The organism is Flavobacterium sp. C3NV, assembly GCF_046825355.2.
Classification (GTDB): Bacteria; Bacteroidota; Bacteroidia; order Flavobacteriales; family Flavobacteriaceae; genus Flavobacterium.
Genome location: NZ_JBKQBJ020000002.1, coordinates 22,969 through 41,635 on the forward strand (window position 1 = coordinate 22,969; position 18,667 = coordinate 41,635).

Here is an 18,667-nt window from a genome sequence, read left to right on the forward strand (position 1 = left end):
GTATAAAAACTTTTAAGATATACCTATTCAATTTTAATTTTTCTAATTGACAAACTATCTCGTTTTCTAATTATCTCATTATTTTCACCATTAACTTTTAATCACCGTCAAACAGAATATTTTAGCCGGTGTAACAAACTTTAAAAAAAACAGTCCCTAAAGAATAAAATTATAAGGAAAAAGATTTATAAAGTACTGTTAGTTTATCTTCTAAATTTCGAGATTGCAATAAAAAAGATTAATTTTGACCCGACCAATTATACTGAAAATGACCTTTACAAAAATTACAGAACAAGCATCCAAATACGAACATCTAGAAAAAATGTCGGTTTATGAATTGCTTACCAATATCAATCAGGAAGACAAAACTGTTCCCAATGCAGTTGAAAAAGCAATTCCTCAAATTGAAGCTTTAGTCGAACAAATTGTAGTTAAATTGAAGCTGGGTGGACGTTTGTTTTATATTGGAGCCGGAACATCCGGTCGATTAGGCGTTGTTGATGCCTCAGAATGCCCTCCTACTTTTGGTGTTCCTTTTGATTTAGTAAACGGAATAATTGCCGGTGGTGACACTGCCATTCGTCGTGCGGTAGAAAATGCCGAAGACAATGCAACACAAGCCTGGATTGATCTTAAAAACAATAATATTGGTGCAAACGACGTAGTAATTGGTATTGCAGCATCTGGAACAACTCCTTATGTAATTGGCGGTTTAGAAACCTGTAATCAAAACAATATTCTTACCGGTTGTATTACTAATAATGCAGGAAGTCCGTTGGCATTAACAGCCCAATATCCTATTGAAGTAGTTGTAGGCCCTGAATTTGTTACCGGAAGCTCAAGAATGAAAGCCGGAACAGCACAAAAATTGGTTCTGAATATGATTTCGACTGCTGCCATGATTCAGCTTGGGAAAGTAAAAGGCAACAAAATGGTCGATATGCAATTGAGCAATATTAAGCTGGTAGACCGCGGCGTGAAAATGATCATGGGAGAAATTCCAATTTCATATGAAGAAGCAAGTGAACTATTAAAAAAATACGGCAGCGTGCGAAATGCTGTCGATAATTATAATTTGCAAAAAGAGTTTTGATTTAACCGCAGAGAACGCAAGGTTTTACGCAAAGCTCGCAAAGTATCAGGATGAAACTCTCACTGTCAAACTTTGTCAAAGTTTTAAACTTTGACAAAGTTCCAACAAACGTGAAACTAAAAAAACGTGAAACCTGAAACTTTCCAAAACCTGAAACAAAAAACAAATGGCAACAAATAAAGAATTACTGGGAAAAGGAATTAAATATATGTCAGGTTCATTACCTCTATTGTTTATTGGTCCTTCGTTGATATATAATGCTTTTATGAATCAACATACAAATTGGCATTATCTCGTTTTAGGAATCGGGATTGTAGCTTGTTTAAGCGCTATGTTTTTGATTTTTTACGGATTGAAAATTATTATGAAGGGTTTGTTTAATGACTAATGTGGTCGCCTAAGCAAACCCGACAGGTTTTAAAAACCTGTCGGGTTTAAACCATTCCTTAAATTAAAAAATTTTACCTTTTATCCCATACAAAAAATGGAAAGTCTAATTCACATTCAGAAAACCTTCGAGAAAGTCGTCTATATTGACAAAAAAATCAACAATCGGGAGTTTGAAGATTGTGTTTTTAAAAACTGTGACTTTTCTAACAGTAACTTTGCTTACAATACTTTTTTAGACTGCGAATTTATCGATTGCAATTTGTCGATGACGAGTTTATTCGGTACGAACTTAAAAAATGTGAGTTTTAAAAATTGTAAACTATTAGGAATTGCTTTTAACGAATGTGACGATTTTTTGTTTCAGGTTTATTTTGAAGAAAGCACTTTAGATTACGCCATCTTTTCGAACAAAAAAATGCCTAAAACCAAGTTTATAAATTGTTCTGTTCGCGAGGTTACTTTTATAGGAACCAACCTGACGAGTTCGGTTTTTGATAATTGTAATTTAGAAGGTGCTATTTTTAATGATACACAATTGGCAGCAGTTAATTTTAAAACGGCTTATAATTACAAAATCGATCCGGAATTTAACCCTATGCGAAAAGCGCAATTTTCTAATGATGGAATTGTGGGACTTTTAGATAAATACGATATTAAAATTGTATAAAAAATAGTGACGCAAATAATTTTAAAAGAACGCCACTAATTCCACAAATTTTCACGAATTATATTTTAAATAGCAACAGTTAAATTTTAATTGGTGAAAATTTGTGAAATTCGTGGTGAAAAAATAAATAATTATGGAAGCAAATATCTCTTATTTAGAAAGCGTTAAAAAGCAGTTTTTATATTATAAAATGCTGGGCGAAAAAGCGATAAATCAATTAGAACCTCATCAGATTTTTGTTTCGGTCAATGAAGACACCAATAGTATTGCTACTATAATCAAGCATATTTCGGGTAATATGTTGTCGCGATGGACAGACTTTTTAACTTCTGATGGTGAAAAAGAATGGCGCAACCGCGATGCTGAATTTGAAAACGACCTTCAATCTAAAGAAGAAGTTCTTACTGTTTGGAACAAAGGTTGGGATTGTTTCCTGAATACTTTAAACGACTTAAAACCAGAACAACTTTCGGATATTATTTACATCCGTAACGAAGGTCATACTGTTATTGAAGCTATAAATCGCCAACTGGCACATTATCCTTATCACGTTGGGCAAATCGTTTTTTATGCCAAACAACTAAAAAATAGCGAATGGAATAGTTTATCGATCCCTAAAAATAAATCAGGAAATTATAATGCCGAAAAGTTTGCCAAGGAAAAAGAAATCAAGAACTTTACAGATGATGAATTAAAAAAATTGAAATAAACTATTGATCCCAATTGTCCGTCTGAGCGAAGTCGAAGACCTAATGAAAACGATATCCTTCGACTTCGCTCAGGATGACAAAGTGTAGCTCTAGCCCTGATTGCAATGGAAATCCTTTTTATTTTTTTCTTTAAAAAATAAAAAGATTGAAATGGAAAGCAGGATTAGCTCCTAAAAAAAATTATTTAAAATGAAAAAAATAGTATTCTTACTTCCGTTACTTGCCTTAGTCTCTTGTTATGATGCCGAACACAATTGTAAAGATTTTAAAAACGGGAAATTCAAATTTGAGTTTGACGTAAATGGCGTAAAAAAAACAACTATTTTTGAGCGTAAAGACGGTATAGAAATCGAAACTTTTGAAGGAAAAACAGATACCTCAACCGTACGCTGGGTAAGTGATTGCGAATATATTTTGCAAAAGAAACATCCAAAAAATATGGCCGAAGAGAAAGCAATCAATATGAAGATCTTAACGACATCTAAAGATTCTTATACTTTTGAATTTGGAATGGTAGGTTCTGACCAAAAACAACGCGGAACTGTTGTAAAATTGGATTAAGTAATTTAATAAAACTTTTTTAGAATGGAAGTATTTTTGAATCCCGATGCCTGGATTGCCTTATTGACACTGACTTTTCTTGAAATTGTTTTAGGAATTGATAATATTATCTTTATCTCGATTGTAACGGGTAAACTACCCGAAGAAGATCGAAAAAAAGCAACCCGAATTGGTTTATTCTTAGCCATGTTTATGCGTATTGCTTTGCTAATGGGAATCTCGTATTTGATTGCTATGAAAGCCACGATCTTTAGTATTCACTGGGGTTGGTTTGAAGGGGATTTTACAGGTCAGGCCTTAATTTTATTTGTGGGAGGTTTGTTTTTAATTTATAAAAGCACCAAAGAGATTAGCGAAAAAGTAGATCATAAAGGGGATGAAGAAAAAACAATTGGCACAGCAGCAAAAAAATCTTTTTCGAATGTTATTGTCCAGATTTTATTAATCGATTTGATTTTTTCTGTCGATTCTATTTTAACTGCTGTTGGTATGACGAATGGCGTAAATGGCGCACTGACAATTATGATTACTGCAGTTATTATTTCAGTTTTGGTAATGATGCTGTTTGCGGTTCCGGTTGGAAATTTCGTGAATAAAAATCCTTCTATTCAAATATTAGGGCTTTCGTTTTTAATACTAATTGGCTTTATGCTAATTACCGAAAGTATGCATTTATCGAATGCTGCGCTTGCAGGCGAACACATTGGCGCGGTTCCTAAAGGGTATTTGTATTTTGCGATTTCATTTTCGCTTGCTGTTGAGTTTATCAATATGAAAGTTCGAAAGAAACAATCATAAATCATAATTTAAAAAAGTTCCATTCATGGAACTTTTTTTATATCAGCATTTCTTAGAAAACAATAAGTACTTGTCACGTTGTATAAAACACGAAGAATAAACAAAACTTCGTGCCTTTGTGACTTTGTGCCAAAACCAAAAAAGTTTAAGTGTGTTTCTTTTACATTTCTATTTTAAGTATTACATTAGAACCTAAATCTTACGCATGAAAAATACCATTTCGCACAGAGTTGCCGACTTTTTAAAGGGTTTCCCTCCTTTTAGCTTTTTGCACCAAAAGGATTTAGAAAAATTATCCGAACAAATTTCTATTGTTTATAAAGATAAAGATGCTGTAATTTTTGCAGAAAACGAAGAAACTCACGATTCGTTTTATGTAGTACACAAAGGTGCTGTTGCGCTTAAAAAGAGCCAAAAGAACACTGTTCTGGACATGTGCGATGAAGGAGATATTTTTGGCTTGCGTCCGCTTTTGGCTCAGGAAAACTATATTATGGAGGCCGTAGCGCATGAAGAGACGATATTGTACGCCATTCCTATTGCCGTTTTTAAACCTTATGCACTTGAAAACAGAACGGTTGGTAATTTCCTGATCGAAAGTTACGCGTCTAACACCCGAAATCCGTATTCAGATATTCATAAAGATAAATTATATGGTGATGATTTATTGCACGACAATAATTCTGAAAGAGATTCTTTTGATTTACAACCTATCAAATATTCGAAGAAAATTGTCACCTGCGGACCATCAACCACTGCGAGGGATATTGCAAAAATCATGACTAAGAAAAAAGTTGGAGCCATATTGATCGTTGACGAAATGTTGCCAATAGGGATTATTACTGATAAAGATTTAAGGAATAAAATCGTTACCGGCGACTATTCGATCCTGACAACTGCAGAAACCATAATGACCAAACCCGTTATTACGTATCCTAAAAAAATGACGGTTACAGAGGCTCAAATGGCCATGATGAAAAGTAACATTAGTTATTTATGTTTAACCAAAGACGGAACAACAAATACCAAAGCGGTTGGCATTTTATCGAAGCATGATGTTATGGTGGCTTTAGGAAATAATCCTGCTGTACTAATAAAAGCACTTAAAAGAGCTAAAAAGGCAAAGGAAATAAAACCTATCAGGGCAAGAATTATGCAATTGCTTCAGGGATATTTAGACCAGAACATCCCGATGACGCTGATTTCGAAAATCATTACAGAACTTAATGAAGCTTGTACAACGCGTGTTATCGAAATTTCGTTAGAAAAAATGAGCAGTCCGCCGCCTGTAAAATTTGCCTGGCTGGCTTTAGGAAGTCAGGGACGAAGCGAACAAATGCTGCATACGGATCAGGATAATGCGATTGTTTACGAAAATGTTTCCGACGTTTTTAAGGATGAAACCAGAGTGTATTTCTTAAAATTTGCCGCTCTTGTCAATAAAGGGCTTTTTGAAATTGGCTATGATTATTGTCCTGCCGAAATGATGGCCTCAAACCCAAAATGGTGTATGAGTCTGGAGGAATGGAAAAATCAGGTACATCATTGGATTACCAATCCGGGGAAAAATGAAGTTTTATTGTCGTTTATATTTTTTGATTACAGTTTGACATATGGCGATGCTGCGATTGTGGATGAACTTTCGGAATCTATTTTTGAAAATGTAAAAGCAAATCCTATTTTTTATGTTCACCTGGTTAGTGGTGCTTTGCAAAGTCCTTCACCAACAGGCTTTTTCAGACAATTTCTGGTAGAGCAAGACGGAGCGAATAAAGATCATTTTGATATCAAAAGAAGGGCCTTGATGCCACTTACAGATGCTGCTCGAGTTTTGATTTTATCACATTCGGTTAAATCGATCAGCAATACCGCGGAACGTTTTGAAAAACTGGCCGAACTAGAACCTAATAACAGGGAATTGTATTTATCGTGTTCGTACTCGTTTAAGGCTTTACTTAAATTCAGAACCAAACAAGGACTTTTACATCATGATTCTGGACAATTTATTGCTTTGGAATCGTTATCGAAAATGGAAAAAATTAAACTGAAAAGAACTTTTAAAACCATTAAGGAACTTCAGGAATTGATTTCGGTACGTTTTAATGTTTCAAATCTGGTATAGTTATGAGTTTATTTAATTTTTGGAAAAAAGAAGAAGATCTCTTTGCTGAAAATATTTCGATAGAAGAAACGCGTTTTGTGGTTCTGGATACCGAAACTACTGGTTTTGATTATGACAATGACCGTATATTATGCATTGGCGCATTGGTCCTGCAAAACGGAACAATTGCTATTCAGGATAGTCTTGAGGTTTATATAGAACAGGATCATTACGATAAATCGACAGCTCAGATTCATGGCATATTAAAAGCTTTCGTTATCCAACGCCCCACCGAATTAGAAGCTTTGCAACAGTTTTTGGATTTTTTAGGCGATTCGATTATTATTGCACATCATACTGTTTTTGATGTGACCATGATCAACAAAGCCCTTGATCGAAATGGTTTACCTGAATTAACGAACAAGCGCTTAGACACCGCTATTTTATACAAAAAAACACTGATTAAGTCTCATTTGTTTGAGCGAAAAGATCACTATACCCTAGACGATCTGGCAGACAAATTTGATATTTCTAAAAAAGACCGCCACACCGCTTTGGGCGATGCGTATATTACCTCAATTGCTTTTTTGAAAATTGTAAAAAAACTGAAAGAGAAGAAACACGTTAATTTGAATGCTTTGTTTAAATAAAAAGCCTGATTTTTAAAATCAGGCTTTTTAGTAAATTACTCTTCTATAAACAGTCGATACGGGAATACGTTTGATGATCTGTTTTTTAAATTTTTCATAAAACTATCACATAAATAATCCCATTCAATGGTGCTCCTCCGGGATATGTTGGTTATGAAGAAGGTGGATTGTTAGTAAATAAAATCAGGCAAAAACCTTATTCAATTGTTTTATTTGATGAAATAGAAAAAGCACATACATCGGTTTATGATGTTTTTCTTCAAATTATGGATGAAGGAAAACTACACGACCGATTAGGAAAAGAGGGTGACTTCTCGAACGCTATTATCTTATTTACGTCAAATATTGGTGCTGATCATATTGTTGAAACCTTCAATAGTGGAAAAATTCCAACTTCAACTTCCTTAATGGAAATTATGGGGAATTACTTTAGACCTGAATTTTTAGGGCGATTAACCGAAATAGTACCTTTTGCTCCTATCAGCAAAGAAAATGCCTTAAAAATATTCGAAATCCACCTTAAAAAAGAGTTTATGGATTTGTTAAAGAATATCAATATTAAAGTTGAAATTCCAATGGAAGCAAAACTATATCTTGCAGAAAATGGCTATAACGCTAAATATGGGGCAAGGCCTATAAAAAGCATTATAAGAAGTCATTTAAGAAGACCTTTGGCTAAGAAAATAATCTCCGGAGAAGTAAAAGACGGTGACACTATGACTGTTATTATTGAAAATGACGAGGTAAAATGGATTAAGGAAGAAATGGCAAACGTGCTTGAAAACTAAACTAGTACAGCTATTATATAAAAAACGCTAAGATAAAAATCTTAGCGTTTTTTTGTTTGCATATTATTCTAAAACCAAACCAATCTGGCCGTCGTCATCTAATTCTGTTTCTACCGAATCGTCTTCATCTAATTCCGGTTTTTCAGGAACTTCTTCAACGGGTTCTTCATATGGTAATGGATCCAATAAATTAACTTGTTTTAACTTATCAGTTGTCAGTTGATTTCCTAATGCTTTAAAGCCTTTTACAGCAATAAAATCTTCAACGTCAATATGTAAATCTTCTTTCTGAACTCCTTTTACTTTTGCAAATATTAGTTGTGCTACCGGACGATAATCTGTTGATACAATTTCTAATTGCGAATTTGGATGGTCTGTAATAAAGCTTTCTTCTTTTCCTTCATTTTCTACAAGGAAACGTTTCAGATAATAACGTTCTTTTTCTCCATCATAATAAATCGCCGAAATTGGTTTTTTAGGATTAAATTTCTCTAAAACAATCATATCTTCCTCGAAATGCGTTGACAATTCCGGAATAATGACTTTTAATTTACCTGCCTGACTAATTACTAGGATTTTATCACTTGGTTTAAACTCGCCTAACAATTCACCTCTGGCATCAACATTCAAACGTTTAACGGTATCATCAAACCAAACTTTTCTTGGTAATAAAGTCGAAATTCCTTTTTCTTTTAGCTCGATTTTCTTGATTGGATATTTTGTTACCAAATTTCCTTTTGAAGCCCTGCCTTTAATGGCAAGCTTAGCAAAATCAATATCGAATTTCAGTTTTTTGATTGTTCCTACCTGACGCAATAAGATTGTTACAACCTCAGCTTCTCCATTCGGATTATGTGAAAAATAAACAACCTGAGAACCATTCGTTCCATTAGTTAAATCATACGCTTTATCCCTGGTAACACCCGAAACATTGAAACGTTTGATATACGAAGGACCGGATTTACCATCACGATACATCATATTATAAATCGTACGTTTATCACTTTTATCAAAAACAGCAACATGAATAATATCTTTTCCGATAAACGTTTTGGCATCCACTTTTGTTACCATCAATGTTCCATCTCTTAAAAACACAATAACATCATCAATATCAGAACAATCGCCTACGTATTCGTCTTTTTTAAGGCTGGTTCCAACGAAACCTTCTTCGCGGTTTACATACAATTTCGTGTTACGTAAAACCACTTTTGTAGCCTCAACGTTATCAAAAACACGAAGTTCTGTCTGACGTTCGCGGCCTTTTCCGTATTTCTCTTTTAATTTAGTAAAGTAAGCAATAGCAAAATCGGTAAGATTTTCTAAATGATGCTGTACTTCTTTCATTTCGTCTTCTAACTTAGCGATGAAATCATCGGCTTTATCAGAGTCAAAACGAGTAATACGAATCATAGGGATTTGAGTCAAACGCTGCAAATCATCATCGTTGATTTCTCTGACGAATGATTTTTTGAAAGGCTCGAATCGATCGTATAAATATTTGTAAAGTGATTCTCTATCTGAATACAGTTTGAAATCGATGTACATTTCTTCACGAATGAAGATTTTTTCTAAAGTAGAAAAATGCCATTTATTTTTTAATTCTTCTAACTGAATTTCTAATTCTTGTTTGAGCAAATCAACAGTTCTGTGTGTCGAAATTTTCAACATTTCAGAAACTCCAATAAACAAAGGTTTGTTATCCTCAATAACACAACCTAAAGGTGCTACAGAAGTTTCACAAGCAGTAAAAGCAAACAAAGCATCAATTGTTTTGTCCGGAGAAACTCCCGGGAAAAGGTGAATTAAAATTTCAACATCTGCCGCGGTATTGTCTTCGATTTTTTTGATTTTGATTTTACCTTTATCATTGGCTTTCAAAATACTATCAATCAAAGTAGTCGTATTGGTCGAAAACGGAATTTGCGTAATCACCAAGGTATTTTTATCTAATTGCGCAATTTTAGCACGTACACGCACACGTCCGCCACGAAGTCCGTCATTATAATTCGACACATCAGCAATACCTTGTGTCATGAAATCAGGATATAATGTAAAAGCTTTTCCTTTTAAAATCTTGATCGAAGCATCAATTAGCTCATTGAAGTTATGTGGTAAAACTTTAGTCGAAAGACCCACTGCAATTCCCTCTGCTCCCTGTGCCAAAAGCAACGGAAACTTTACCGGAAGATTGTTGGGTTCTGCACGACGACCATCGTATGAAACACCCCAATCGGTAATTTTTGGAGAATACAAAACCTCTAAAGCAAATTTAGATAAACGTGCCTCGATATAACGAGAAGCCGCAGCTCCATCGCCTGTTAAGATATTTCCCCAGTTTCCCTGGCAATCAATTAATAAATCTTTCTGACCAATTTGTACCATAGCATCACCAATACTCGCATCTCCGTGTGGATGATACTGCATGGTGTGACCTACAACATTGGCAACCTTATTATAACGACCATCATCCAACTCTTTCAAAGAGTGCATAATACGACGCTGAACCGGTTTAAAACCATCTTCAATAGCCGGAACTGCACGTTCAAGAATTACATAAGAAGCGTAATCCAAAAACCAGTCTTTGTACATACCCGTTACTTTGGTAATAACGTCTTCTCCTTCTTCTTCCTGATTTTCGTAAAAATGCTGTCCTTCAAAATTCTTCGCATTTACGCTGATAATTTCTTCAGAATCATCTCCGTCCTGATTGTCATCAAACTGGTTTTCTTCAGAATTATTCTCGTCGTCGTTTGGAATGATGTTATCGTCTTCTTCGTCTTTCATTTATTTATATTCGAAATTATAAATTTGTATTTTTGTTCTGAAAAATTTGATCTCCTAATCAAATCAAAATTAGTATATTCTTAATTCGAATTATACTTATCCAGAATACTATTTTTTAAAATATACGGTTTTAATTCTTTATAACTAAAAAAAATCTCAGGTTCTCCGCCTGCAAAACCTAATAATTCATATGGAGCATAAGAAAAGGTAATTCCTGTTGGTAAAATATAAAAATTGTTAGCAAGTTTTATTGGAGTTAATAATTCATCACCGTAATCTGATCTTATCTTATTTCCATAAAAATCAATAAAATTTTCATCTTTTGTGTTTAGAATTTGTGCTATTTCTATTTTTTTTCCAGTACTTACTTCGTAATTATAATATGATGTATGATACATACCGTGTGCTCCACCCATATAATTGTACCAATAATCAGAAACTACATAAATATTTGAATCAATAAAAATAGGCGAACTAACAGATAAACTTTCTGTAGTGTAATTATCCTCATTACTTACCGCTTTTTTAATATCAAAATTATGTTTCCATTTATGATGATTTTTTATACTAACCGAATCAATAGGCAAATACTTTAAATTTGAACTTAAAGCTTCAAAGCTTTTATCGTTTGATAAAATTTCTCCTAAAAAAATATAATCCCTTGATGGGGTATAATCTCTTGCTACCCCTTTTTTATAAGTTTTTCTGGTATCAAATAATGTATAATCAATTTTATCAAAGCATTTATAAGATGGAAATTTTTTACTTGGATAAATTTTATATGTTTTTTTATTATAGATGCACTCTATAAACATTTCATTAGTGAATAAATGGTATAATGTAAGATTGCAAATAGTTTTCTCGTTTTCATTCCTGTCATAATACACTTCGCCTGTGTAGAAATCCTCTTTGTCATTTTTTATTAATCCAAAGCCAAAGATTTGGTTTTCTCCATCAATATAAAGATTACCTGACTTCCAATATCCTCCAAATTCTTCAGTTAATTTATTAGAAATATGAATTTGAATTTTTTTATCATTATCTAATTTCCCTTCAAAAGAATAGATAAAAGGAGCTTCGATTTTTAATGTATCACCACCTATTACTATTGTATTTTCTTTAATTTTATAAATTAAACTCTCGTTTTTTTCTTCAATTTTTACTTCACTTACAGGCTTAGGAACAATTACTGATTTCTTCTCATCATTTTTTGACTGACAAGAAAAACATAAAGCGATTATCAATAAACCCAGAATAGTTTTTCTCATAAAATTAAACTTCCGCTTCAACCGCATCCAACTCCACCTTCAAATTCTTGATAATAAATTCTTGTCTGTCCGGAGTATTTTTTCCCATATAGAAAGACAACAATTGCTCGATTGAGGTATTTTTATCCATCATAATCGGGTCGAGTCGAATGGTTTCTCCAATGAAATTCTTGAACTCATCGGGCGAAATCTCTCCCAAGCCTTTAAATCGCGTGATTTCCGGTTTTGGTTTTAATTTTTCGATCGCATCTTTTCTTTCTTCGTCAGAATAGCAATAGATCGTTTCTTTTTTATTTCTAACCCTGAAAAGCGGTGTTTGCAAAATATACAAATGTCCTTCTTTAATTAATTCAGGAAAAAACTGAAGGAAAAAAGTAATCAACAGCAAACGAATGTGCATTCCATCGACATCGGCATCGGTTGCGATTACGATATTGTTGTAACGCAATTTCTCCAATCCGTCTTCGATATCTAATGCGGCTTGCAGTAAATTGAATTCTTCGTTTTCGTACACAATTTTCTTTGTCATTCCGTACGAGTTCAAAGGCTTACCACGTAAACTGAAAACTGCCTGAGTATTCACGTCACGTGACTTTGTGATCGATCCGGAAGCCGAATCTCCCTCGGTAATAAAAAGTGTACTTTCTAAGTTTCTTGGGTTTTTAGTATCCGGAAGATGTGCTCGGCAATCCCTTAATTTTTTATTATGAAGATTGGCTTTCTTAGCACGATCTGTTGCCAGTTTTCTAATTCCCGATAATTCTTTACGCTCACGTTCAGCCTGCAAAATTTTACGCAATAAAGCTTCTGCTGTTGGAGGATTTTTATGTAAATAATTGTCTAATTTGGTTTTAATAAAGTCGTTTACAAAAGTACGAACTGATACTGGCGGTGTTCCGTCATCAGAACCCATATCCATAGAACCTAATTTGGTTTTGGTCTGAGATTCGAAAACAGGTTCCATTACCTTGATGCTGATCGCACTCACGATCGATTTACGAACATCAGAGGCTTCGAAATTTTTGTTGTAAAACTCACGAATGGTCTTTACAATTGCTTCTCTGTAAGCTGCTAAGTGCGTTCCTCCTTGTGTGGTATTCTGACCGTTGACAAAAGAGTGATATTCTTCGCTATATTGCGTTTTACTGTGCGTTAAAGCGATCTCAATATCATGCTCTTTCAGGTGAATAATTGGATATTCAAGATCTTCTTCGCTGATTGTTTCTTCTAATAAATCACGAAGACCATTTTCTGAAAGGTATTTTTCGCCGTTGAATATAATAGTCAAACCATTGTTTAGGTAACAATAGTTCTTTACCATTTTGATTACATATTCTAAACGGAATTTATAGTTTTTGAAGATCGATTCATCTGGTGTAAAGGTAACTTTTGTTCCTTTTCGTTTTGTTGTATCAATTACATCTTCTTCAAGAATCAGATTTCCTGCTGAAAATTCGGCAGCTTTTTGTTTATCATCACGAACAGATTCTACACGAAAAGCACTCGAAAGTGCATTTACTGCTTTTGTTCCGACACCATTTAAACCTACGGATTTCTGGAAAGCTTTAGAATCGTACTTTCCTCCGGTATTCATTTTCGAAACTACATCGACTACCTTTCCTAACGGAATTCCACGTCCGTAATCACGAACTGAAACCGTTTTATCCCTGATAGTCACCTCAATAGTTTTTCCCGACCCCATCACGAACTCATCGATACAGTTGTCTAAAACCTCTTTTAAAAGAATATAAATACCATCATCAGGTGAAGAACCATCTCCTAATTTCCCGATATACATTCCGGGACGCATACGGATATGTTCTTTCCAATCGAGTGATCGAATATTATCTTCGGTATATTGATTTTGCTCTAGCATAAAGTGAATTGGATTTTTGGCTAATGTACCATTTATAGTCAAAAAATGAAAGCGTATTTCTTTTTTGTTATGATTAATAACAGCTTTGAATTCTATTTAAATTGATTTTAAAATAATACGGCCGATAAAAATATAAAAAATCAGCTTTGAAACAAAAAAACACTATTTGATTCCTAAAACCTGCTTCGCTAAAGCAATCATTTCAGGCGTTCCCGTATTTTTGTTTTTTTCGTCAGAAAGTTTTACGACACCCTGCCAATGTGTATTGTCCAGCTTAACTTCCGTTAATTTTATAACCATATTCATGGGAGGCAAACCGACGTCATTGGTAAAATTGGTCCCAATACCAAATGACATTTTTATTTTGTCTTTACAAAAATCGGTTATAAGTTTTACTTTGTCATAATTTAAGGAATCTGAAAAAACAATCACTTTCGATTTTGGGTCAATTCCCATTTTGGTATAATGCGAAATTACTTTTTGTGCAAACTCAATCGGGTCTCCGCTGTCATGACGCACACCATCAAAAAGTTTGGAGTACTTTTTGTCAAATTGTTCAAAGAAAACATCTGTGGTATAAGTGTCTGTCAGGGCAATCCCGAGGTCACCTCCGTAAACTTTTGTCCAATGTTCCAAACTTATTAAATTGGCCATTTTAAAACCATATTGCGCCGCATGAAACATAAACCATTCGTGGGCATGAGTACCCAAAGGACGAATATTATTGACCATTGCAAAATGAACATTACTGGTCCCGATAAAACTTTGTGAACCAAAAGTTTGCAATGTGTCATTGATTAAAACATGCACATCGTAAGAATGACGGCGTCTTGTACCAAATTCTAAAATTGAAACTCCTAAACTATTATAGTTGTCAATTTTGTTTTTGGTTAAAGTTTTTATAGCCTCATCATTTAGGCGAATAAGATGATTTGATTTATAAAAAAGTTCCGAAATTAAGGCCATCAAAGGCACTTCCCATAAAATTGTACGGTACCAAAAACCTTCAATAGTAACTTTTATTTCTGATCCTTCCTGAGTAATCTGAACTTCTGACGGATCATAAGTATATCCCTGTAAAAAGTCTAAATAAGTAGGATCAAGATAAGGGCAAAATCTAGATAAATATTTCTTTTCATCCTTAGTCAACCGTAAATCGGCCATTGCATCTACTGATTTTCGAAGTAAATCAGCAAAACCGGGAGGAAAAATATGCTTTCCTCTATTTATAAAACCATAACGTACTTTTGCTTTTGGAAAAAGTTTTATTACAGCATGTTGCATCGTAAATTTATAGAAATCATTATCTAAAATTGATTTCAGGAAAGTTGTCTCCATACTCATAATCACATTTTAACAGCTCAATCGACTGTTATCATTAAATCTCATCTCTTTCCGGCTAAGATACGGCAATTCGATAAAACAAGAAAATTCTTTAAAACAAACCTCTTAATTATATTTTATTTCCGAATTATTTTAAACGAAACAATGCTGGCAGTATCAAGATAAATAGTAATATAATCACCTATATTTTTGTCATAGGTGATTTGAAATTCTAAACCACCACGCTTTTCTTTAGAATTCTGAATTTTAACGGGTTGATTCTTTTTATTTAAATAAAAAACGACATTTGACTTTGAAACGTTTTTGATTTCAATCGTGATTTTATCGCCATATTTGGCTTCAATTATTCCGGAATCCGGTGATTTAATTTTATAATCTCCTGCGATTGTTTTATTATAAATCAAAGGGCCGTTTAGAAATTCTTCTTTATTTAATTTACTCCCCAGATAAGAACCCGAATCAGGAAAATGTTTGGCAAAAAAATAATCAGGATCTGTATCAAAATAAATGGGATCAAAATCATTTACCATTCTGCCTTTACTGCTGTCATAATATCCCTGACCCCAGGTAACATCTATCAGTCGCCACTTTTTATCAATTAAAACGGTATTCCACGCATGATTTGAAGAAGTGTTTTTTCGACCGATATCTGCCAGTCTTGTTTTTGAATCTCCTCTAATTATTTCTGATTTCAAGCCAACCAGTCCTGCCAAATGTTGGTACAAAGCTGTAAAACCTTCGCAAACTGCTTTTTGAGAATCAAAAGTTTTCTGAATCAGTTTATCGTTGATTTGTTTTATTTTCCTTTGTTTCTCAGCTTCGGTCGAATAAGTAAACCCCTGAGTTCTGGGTGGATTTAAATAAACTTTGTAATCATATTTTATATTAAGAGCAATCCACGTATAAATAGCGCGTGCTTTATCCTGTTCTGAAGAAAAATCGTCCTGAATTCTCTCCGCCAAATTGTTTGTAGCACTAAAGTTTTTAGGATATTTGGCCACTATTTTATCAACATCACTAAACTTTTGGGAGTATGAGGAATGCGAAAAGAGAACATTAAGAAGAAGAATTATAAAGGCAATATTTTTTATTTTCATAGATTTAAAAACATTCTTTTATAAGATCTTTTAATTCTTTGTCTAATTCTGCATTAGAAATTTTATTTTCTTCTAAATCAAAATTAGCATTAAAGGCAGGTAATGAAAATGTAGCTTTAATTTCGGCGCCATATCTTGGTAAAGCATTACGTCCTATTTCTAAAACCGAAGCACCACCTCTTGTTCCTGGCGAAGTTGCCATTAACAACATTGGCTTTTTCTGAAATACGTCTTTGATAATTCGGGAAGACCAATCGAATATATTTTTAAATGCTGTAGAATAATTGTTGTTATTTTCTGCCAGAGAAACTACTAAAATATCCGCACTTTCTAGTTTGCCCAAAAATGCTTTTGCTTTTTCATGCTGCCCCACTTCTTTCTCAAGATCAACGCTAAATAATGGCATTGCAAAATCGTTCAAATCCAATACTTCAACTTCTGCATTTTCGAATAAACCTGCAGCATAAGTGGCTAAATGTTTATTGATAGAATGCTGACTGTTACTTCCTCCAAAGGCTATAATTTTCATATGTTTGTTTTTTATTAATTAAACCGTATAAGTTATATAAGTACATTGAATTACTTTATCAAAATTAGTTTCGACAAGCTTAAATTATCTTATATAACTTTTATGGTTAATTATATTTTATTTGGTTTTTCGATTTCGTAAATCTCTTTCTGAATTTCTACTGAGTATTCATTCGGGTAAATTTTACCTCCGTAAGATTTTGCATATACTTTGGTAAATTCTGCTCCAAAATACAGAATAATTGCCGAATAATAGACCCAAACCAAAATAATTATTACAGAACCTGCTGCACCGTAAACCGAAGCAACTGTAGAACTTCCTAAATAAAATCCGATGGCAAATTTACCAATCATAAACAATATTGCTGTTACGGTTGATCCTATAAAAGCATCTTTCCATCTTATTTTTCCGTCCGGTAATGTTCTGAAAATAATTGCAAAAAGCAATGTTATACTAGCCAATACAATAACGGTATTCACTACATAAAACAGATAAACGGTGCTTTCCGGGAAATATACTTTTAAACGTGCACTTACTAAATCTAATGTGGTACTTATAAAAAGACTGACCAACATTAAAAAACCAACTGATGCAATCATTGAAAATGACATTAAACGATTTTGAATGAACTTTTTAACGCCTTTATCCGGTTTTGCACGTAAGCCCCAAATAAAGTTGATAGAACTTTGTATTTCGGCAAAAACTCCGGAAGCTCCAATTAGCAACATTGCGATCCCAAATATAGTCGCAAAAACATTATCTCCTGATAATTGCACATTTTTAATCGCTTCCTGAATCTGAATTGCGGCGCCGTTACCCACCAAGCCATTTATTTGCCCATAAAGCTGGCCCGTTACGGCATCTTCGCCAAAGAAAAAGCCACAAATGGTAATAATAATAATTAATAAAGGTGGTAATGCAAATATGGTATAATACGATAATGCTGCACTTAGCTTAATAGCATTGTCATCATTGAATTCTAAAAAGGTATTCTTGAGCAGAAACCATGACTTGGAGAATATATTTTTGATTTTCACGATACTTCTGGTTTTTAGATATACTCTCAAATTTAAGGAATTATAAAAAAATGAGGATTCTTGCTTTTTTGGTGGATTTTACATTTTTCCCATGTCATACTTTGAATATTTTACGATGTGTAGTCCCTACGGGACACAGACTTTAACCTTTTCTCTGTTTTTCTACCAACAGTTAACTCCTAACGGAGTATTTATAATAGAGATATCTCGTAGAGATTACATGTTGGAAGAACAACAACAAACGTAAATTTTGTCCCGTAGGGACTACACATGTTTTAATAATAAATAAATTTTATTTTGAAACTTTTATATACTGGCGATCATCTCCAAGATTTTTAGTTTTTAAAATATTCTTAAATTCTTTCCTTGTTGGCTTTATCAAATAAGAAAGCGAATCTAACATTTTCCCTTTTATATCTGTAACCGAATCTAATTTCTTGAGATCTTCTGGTAAATAAATAGTTTTAAATTTAAGAACATTTTTTTCTAATGATACTATTTCTATTTTCCAAAAAACAGAATTTCTTGTACTTAAAACCAAATGACCATAAATACGTTTTATCTTCTGATTATAAGATAATCTGAATAATGTATCGATACTTTTCTTTACCAACTCAATTGAATCACCTTTTTTAAACACATCAAATTTATCCTTTGTATCTCTAGTAATTAATTTCCCATCAACAAGATCATATTCAGATTTTAAAGAATCCATTTCTTGTCTGTGAACCTTAAATTTAAAAAAGTATTCTCTTAAAATTTTATCATCTTCAATTCTTAAAAAAGTAGAATCTGAAGTCATATATAATCCTTTAAATTTAGAAGGAAAGCTTCTTAATTCAGAATTATTTACTGGTTGAGGATTTTCAAAATAAAAGGCTAAACAACTATCACATGTTGCAGTAGCATCAGCTTTTTTACAAGATATTAATACAATTACTACTATTATCAATATTATTTTTTTCATAGCT

Annotated in this window: 16 protein-coding genes and 1 pseudogene; 9 read left to right on the plus strand and 8 right to left on the minus strand. The window is 33.3% G+C overall.

What is annotated here, in order from left to right:
- The first annotated feature begins 268 nt into the window (after positions 1 to 268).
- The 9 genes and pseudogenes from murQ to ACIDC4_RS02990 form a co-directional block, all read left to right on the plus strand.
- The gene (gene murQ / locus ACIDC4_RS02950) at positions 269 to 1,093 is read left to right on the plus strand and encodes an N-acetylmuramic acid 6-phosphate etherase (protein WP_412041685.1); all 825 of its coding nucleotides are present in this window, start codon (positions 269 to 271) and stop codon (positions 1,091 to 1,093) included.
- A gap of 166 nt (positions 1,094 to 1,259) precedes the next feature.
- Positions 1,260 to 1,481 (plus strand): DUF6095 family protein, encoded by a 222-nt coding sequence (locus tag ACIDC4_RS02955; protein WP_072955827.1) that lies wholly within the window; start codon positions 1,260 to 1,262, stop codon positions 1,479 to 1,481.
- 96 nt (positions 1,482 to 1,577) lie between these two features.
- Positions 1,578 to 2,150 (plus strand): pentapeptide repeat-containing protein, encoded by a 573-nt coding sequence (locus tag ACIDC4_RS02960; RefSeq protein WP_208681592.1) that lies wholly within the window; start codon positions 1,578 to 1,580, stop codon positions 2,148 to 2,150.
- Between the two features lie 133 nt (positions 2,151 to 2,283).
- Complete coding sequence (locus tag ACIDC4_RS02965) at positions 2,284 to 2,859, plus strand: DUF1572 family protein (RefSeq protein WP_412041686.1); 576 nt, start codon at positions 2,284 to 2,286, stop codon at positions 2,857 to 2,859.
- A 190-nt stretch (positions 2,860 to 3,049) separates the two neighbouring features.
- Positions 3,050 to 3,421, plus strand: a complete 372-nt coding sequence (locus ACIDC4_RS02970) for a DNA topoisomerase IV (RefSeq protein ID WP_412041687.1) — start codon at positions 3,050 to 3,052, stop codon at positions 3,419 to 3,421.
- A gap of 24 nt (positions 3,422 to 3,445) precedes the next feature.
- Positions 3,446 to 4,219: a TerC family protein gene (locus ACIDC4_RS02975; RefSeq protein ID WP_230036923.1), complete on the plus strand. Its 774-nt coding sequence runs from the start codon at positions 3,446 to 3,448 to the stop codon at positions 4,217 to 4,219.
- A gap of 205 nt (positions 4,220 to 4,424) precedes the next feature.
- A complete protein-coding gene (locus ACIDC4_RS02980; RefSeq protein WP_412041688.1) occupies positions 4,425 to 6,341 on the plus strand; it encodes a DUF294 nucleotidyltransferase-like domain-containing protein in 1,917 nt (638 codons plus the stop codon).
- Between the two features lie 2 nt (positions 6,342 to 6,343).
- Positions 6,344 to 6,970, plus strand: coding sequence for a 3'-5' exonuclease (locus ACIDC4_RS02985; protein ID WP_412041689.1), 627 nt, complete (start codon positions 6,344 to 6,346; stop codon positions 6,968 to 6,970).
- 128 nt (positions 6,971 to 7,098) lie between these two features.
- Positions 7,099 to 7,758, plus strand: a pseudogene (locus ACIDC4_RS02990) (AAA family ATPase); the annotation flags it as partial.
- Between the two features lie 63 nt (positions 7,759 to 7,821).
- Here ACIDC4_RS02990 and ACIDC4_RS02995 read toward each other — a convergent pair.
- The 8 genes from ACIDC4_RS02995 to ACIDC4_RS03030 all read right to left on the minus strand — a co-directional run bounded on the left by ACIDC4_RS02995 (position 7,822) and on the right by ACIDC4_RS03030 (position 18,663).
- Entirely contained in the window at positions 7,822 to 10,545 is a 2,724-nt protein-coding gene (locus ACIDC4_RS02995; protein ID WP_412041690.1) for a DNA gyrase/topoisomerase IV subunit A, read from the minus strand.
- An 80-nt stretch (positions 10,546 to 10,625) separates the two neighbouring features.
- The gene (locus tag ACIDC4_RS03000) at positions 10,626 to 11,813 is read right to left on the minus strand and encodes an RsiV family protein (RefSeq protein ID WP_412041691.1); all 1,188 of its coding nucleotides are present in this window, start codon (positions 11,811 to 11,813) and stop codon (positions 10,626 to 10,628) included.
- 4 nt (positions 11,814 to 11,817) lie between these two features.
- The gene (locus ACIDC4_RS03005) at positions 11,818 to 13,689 is read right to left on the minus strand and encodes a DNA topoisomerase IV subunit B (protein WP_194615454.1); all 1,872 of its coding nucleotides are present in this window, start codon (positions 13,687 to 13,689) and stop codon (positions 11,818 to 11,820) included.
- Between the two features lie 162 nt (positions 13,690 to 13,851).
- Positions 13,852 to 15,027, minus strand: a complete 1,176-nt coding sequence (pncB, locus tag ACIDC4_RS03010) for a nicotinate phosphoribosyltransferase (protein WP_412042017.1) — start codon at positions 15,025 to 15,027, stop codon at positions 13,852 to 13,854.
- Between the two features lie 122 nt (positions 15,028 to 15,149).
- On the minus strand, positions 15,150 to 16,130 hold the full coding sequence (locus ACIDC4_RS03015; RefSeq protein ID WP_412041692.1) for a transglutaminase domain-containing protein: 981 nt from the start codon (positions 16,128 to 16,130) through the stop codon (positions 15,150 to 15,152).
- A 4-nt stretch (positions 16,131 to 16,134) separates the two neighbouring features.
- Positions 16,135 to 16,659: an NADPH-dependent FMN reductase gene (locus ACIDC4_RS03020; RefSeq protein WP_412041693.1), complete on the minus strand. Its 525-nt coding sequence runs from the start codon at positions 16,657 to 16,659 to the stop codon at positions 16,135 to 16,137.
- Between the two features lie 110 nt (positions 16,660 to 16,769).
- On the minus strand, positions 16,770 to 17,696 hold the full coding sequence (locus ACIDC4_RS03025) for a YihY/virulence factor BrkB family protein (protein WP_412041694.1): 927 nt from the start codon (positions 17,694 to 17,696) through the stop codon (positions 16,770 to 16,772).
- A 292-nt stretch (positions 17,697 to 17,988) separates the two neighbouring features.
- Positions 17,989 to 18,663, minus strand: coding sequence for a hypothetical protein (locus ACIDC4_RS03030; protein WP_412041695.1), 675 nt, complete (start codon positions 18,661 to 18,663; stop codon positions 17,989 to 17,991).
- Positions 18,664 to 18,667 lie beyond the last annotated feature (4 nt).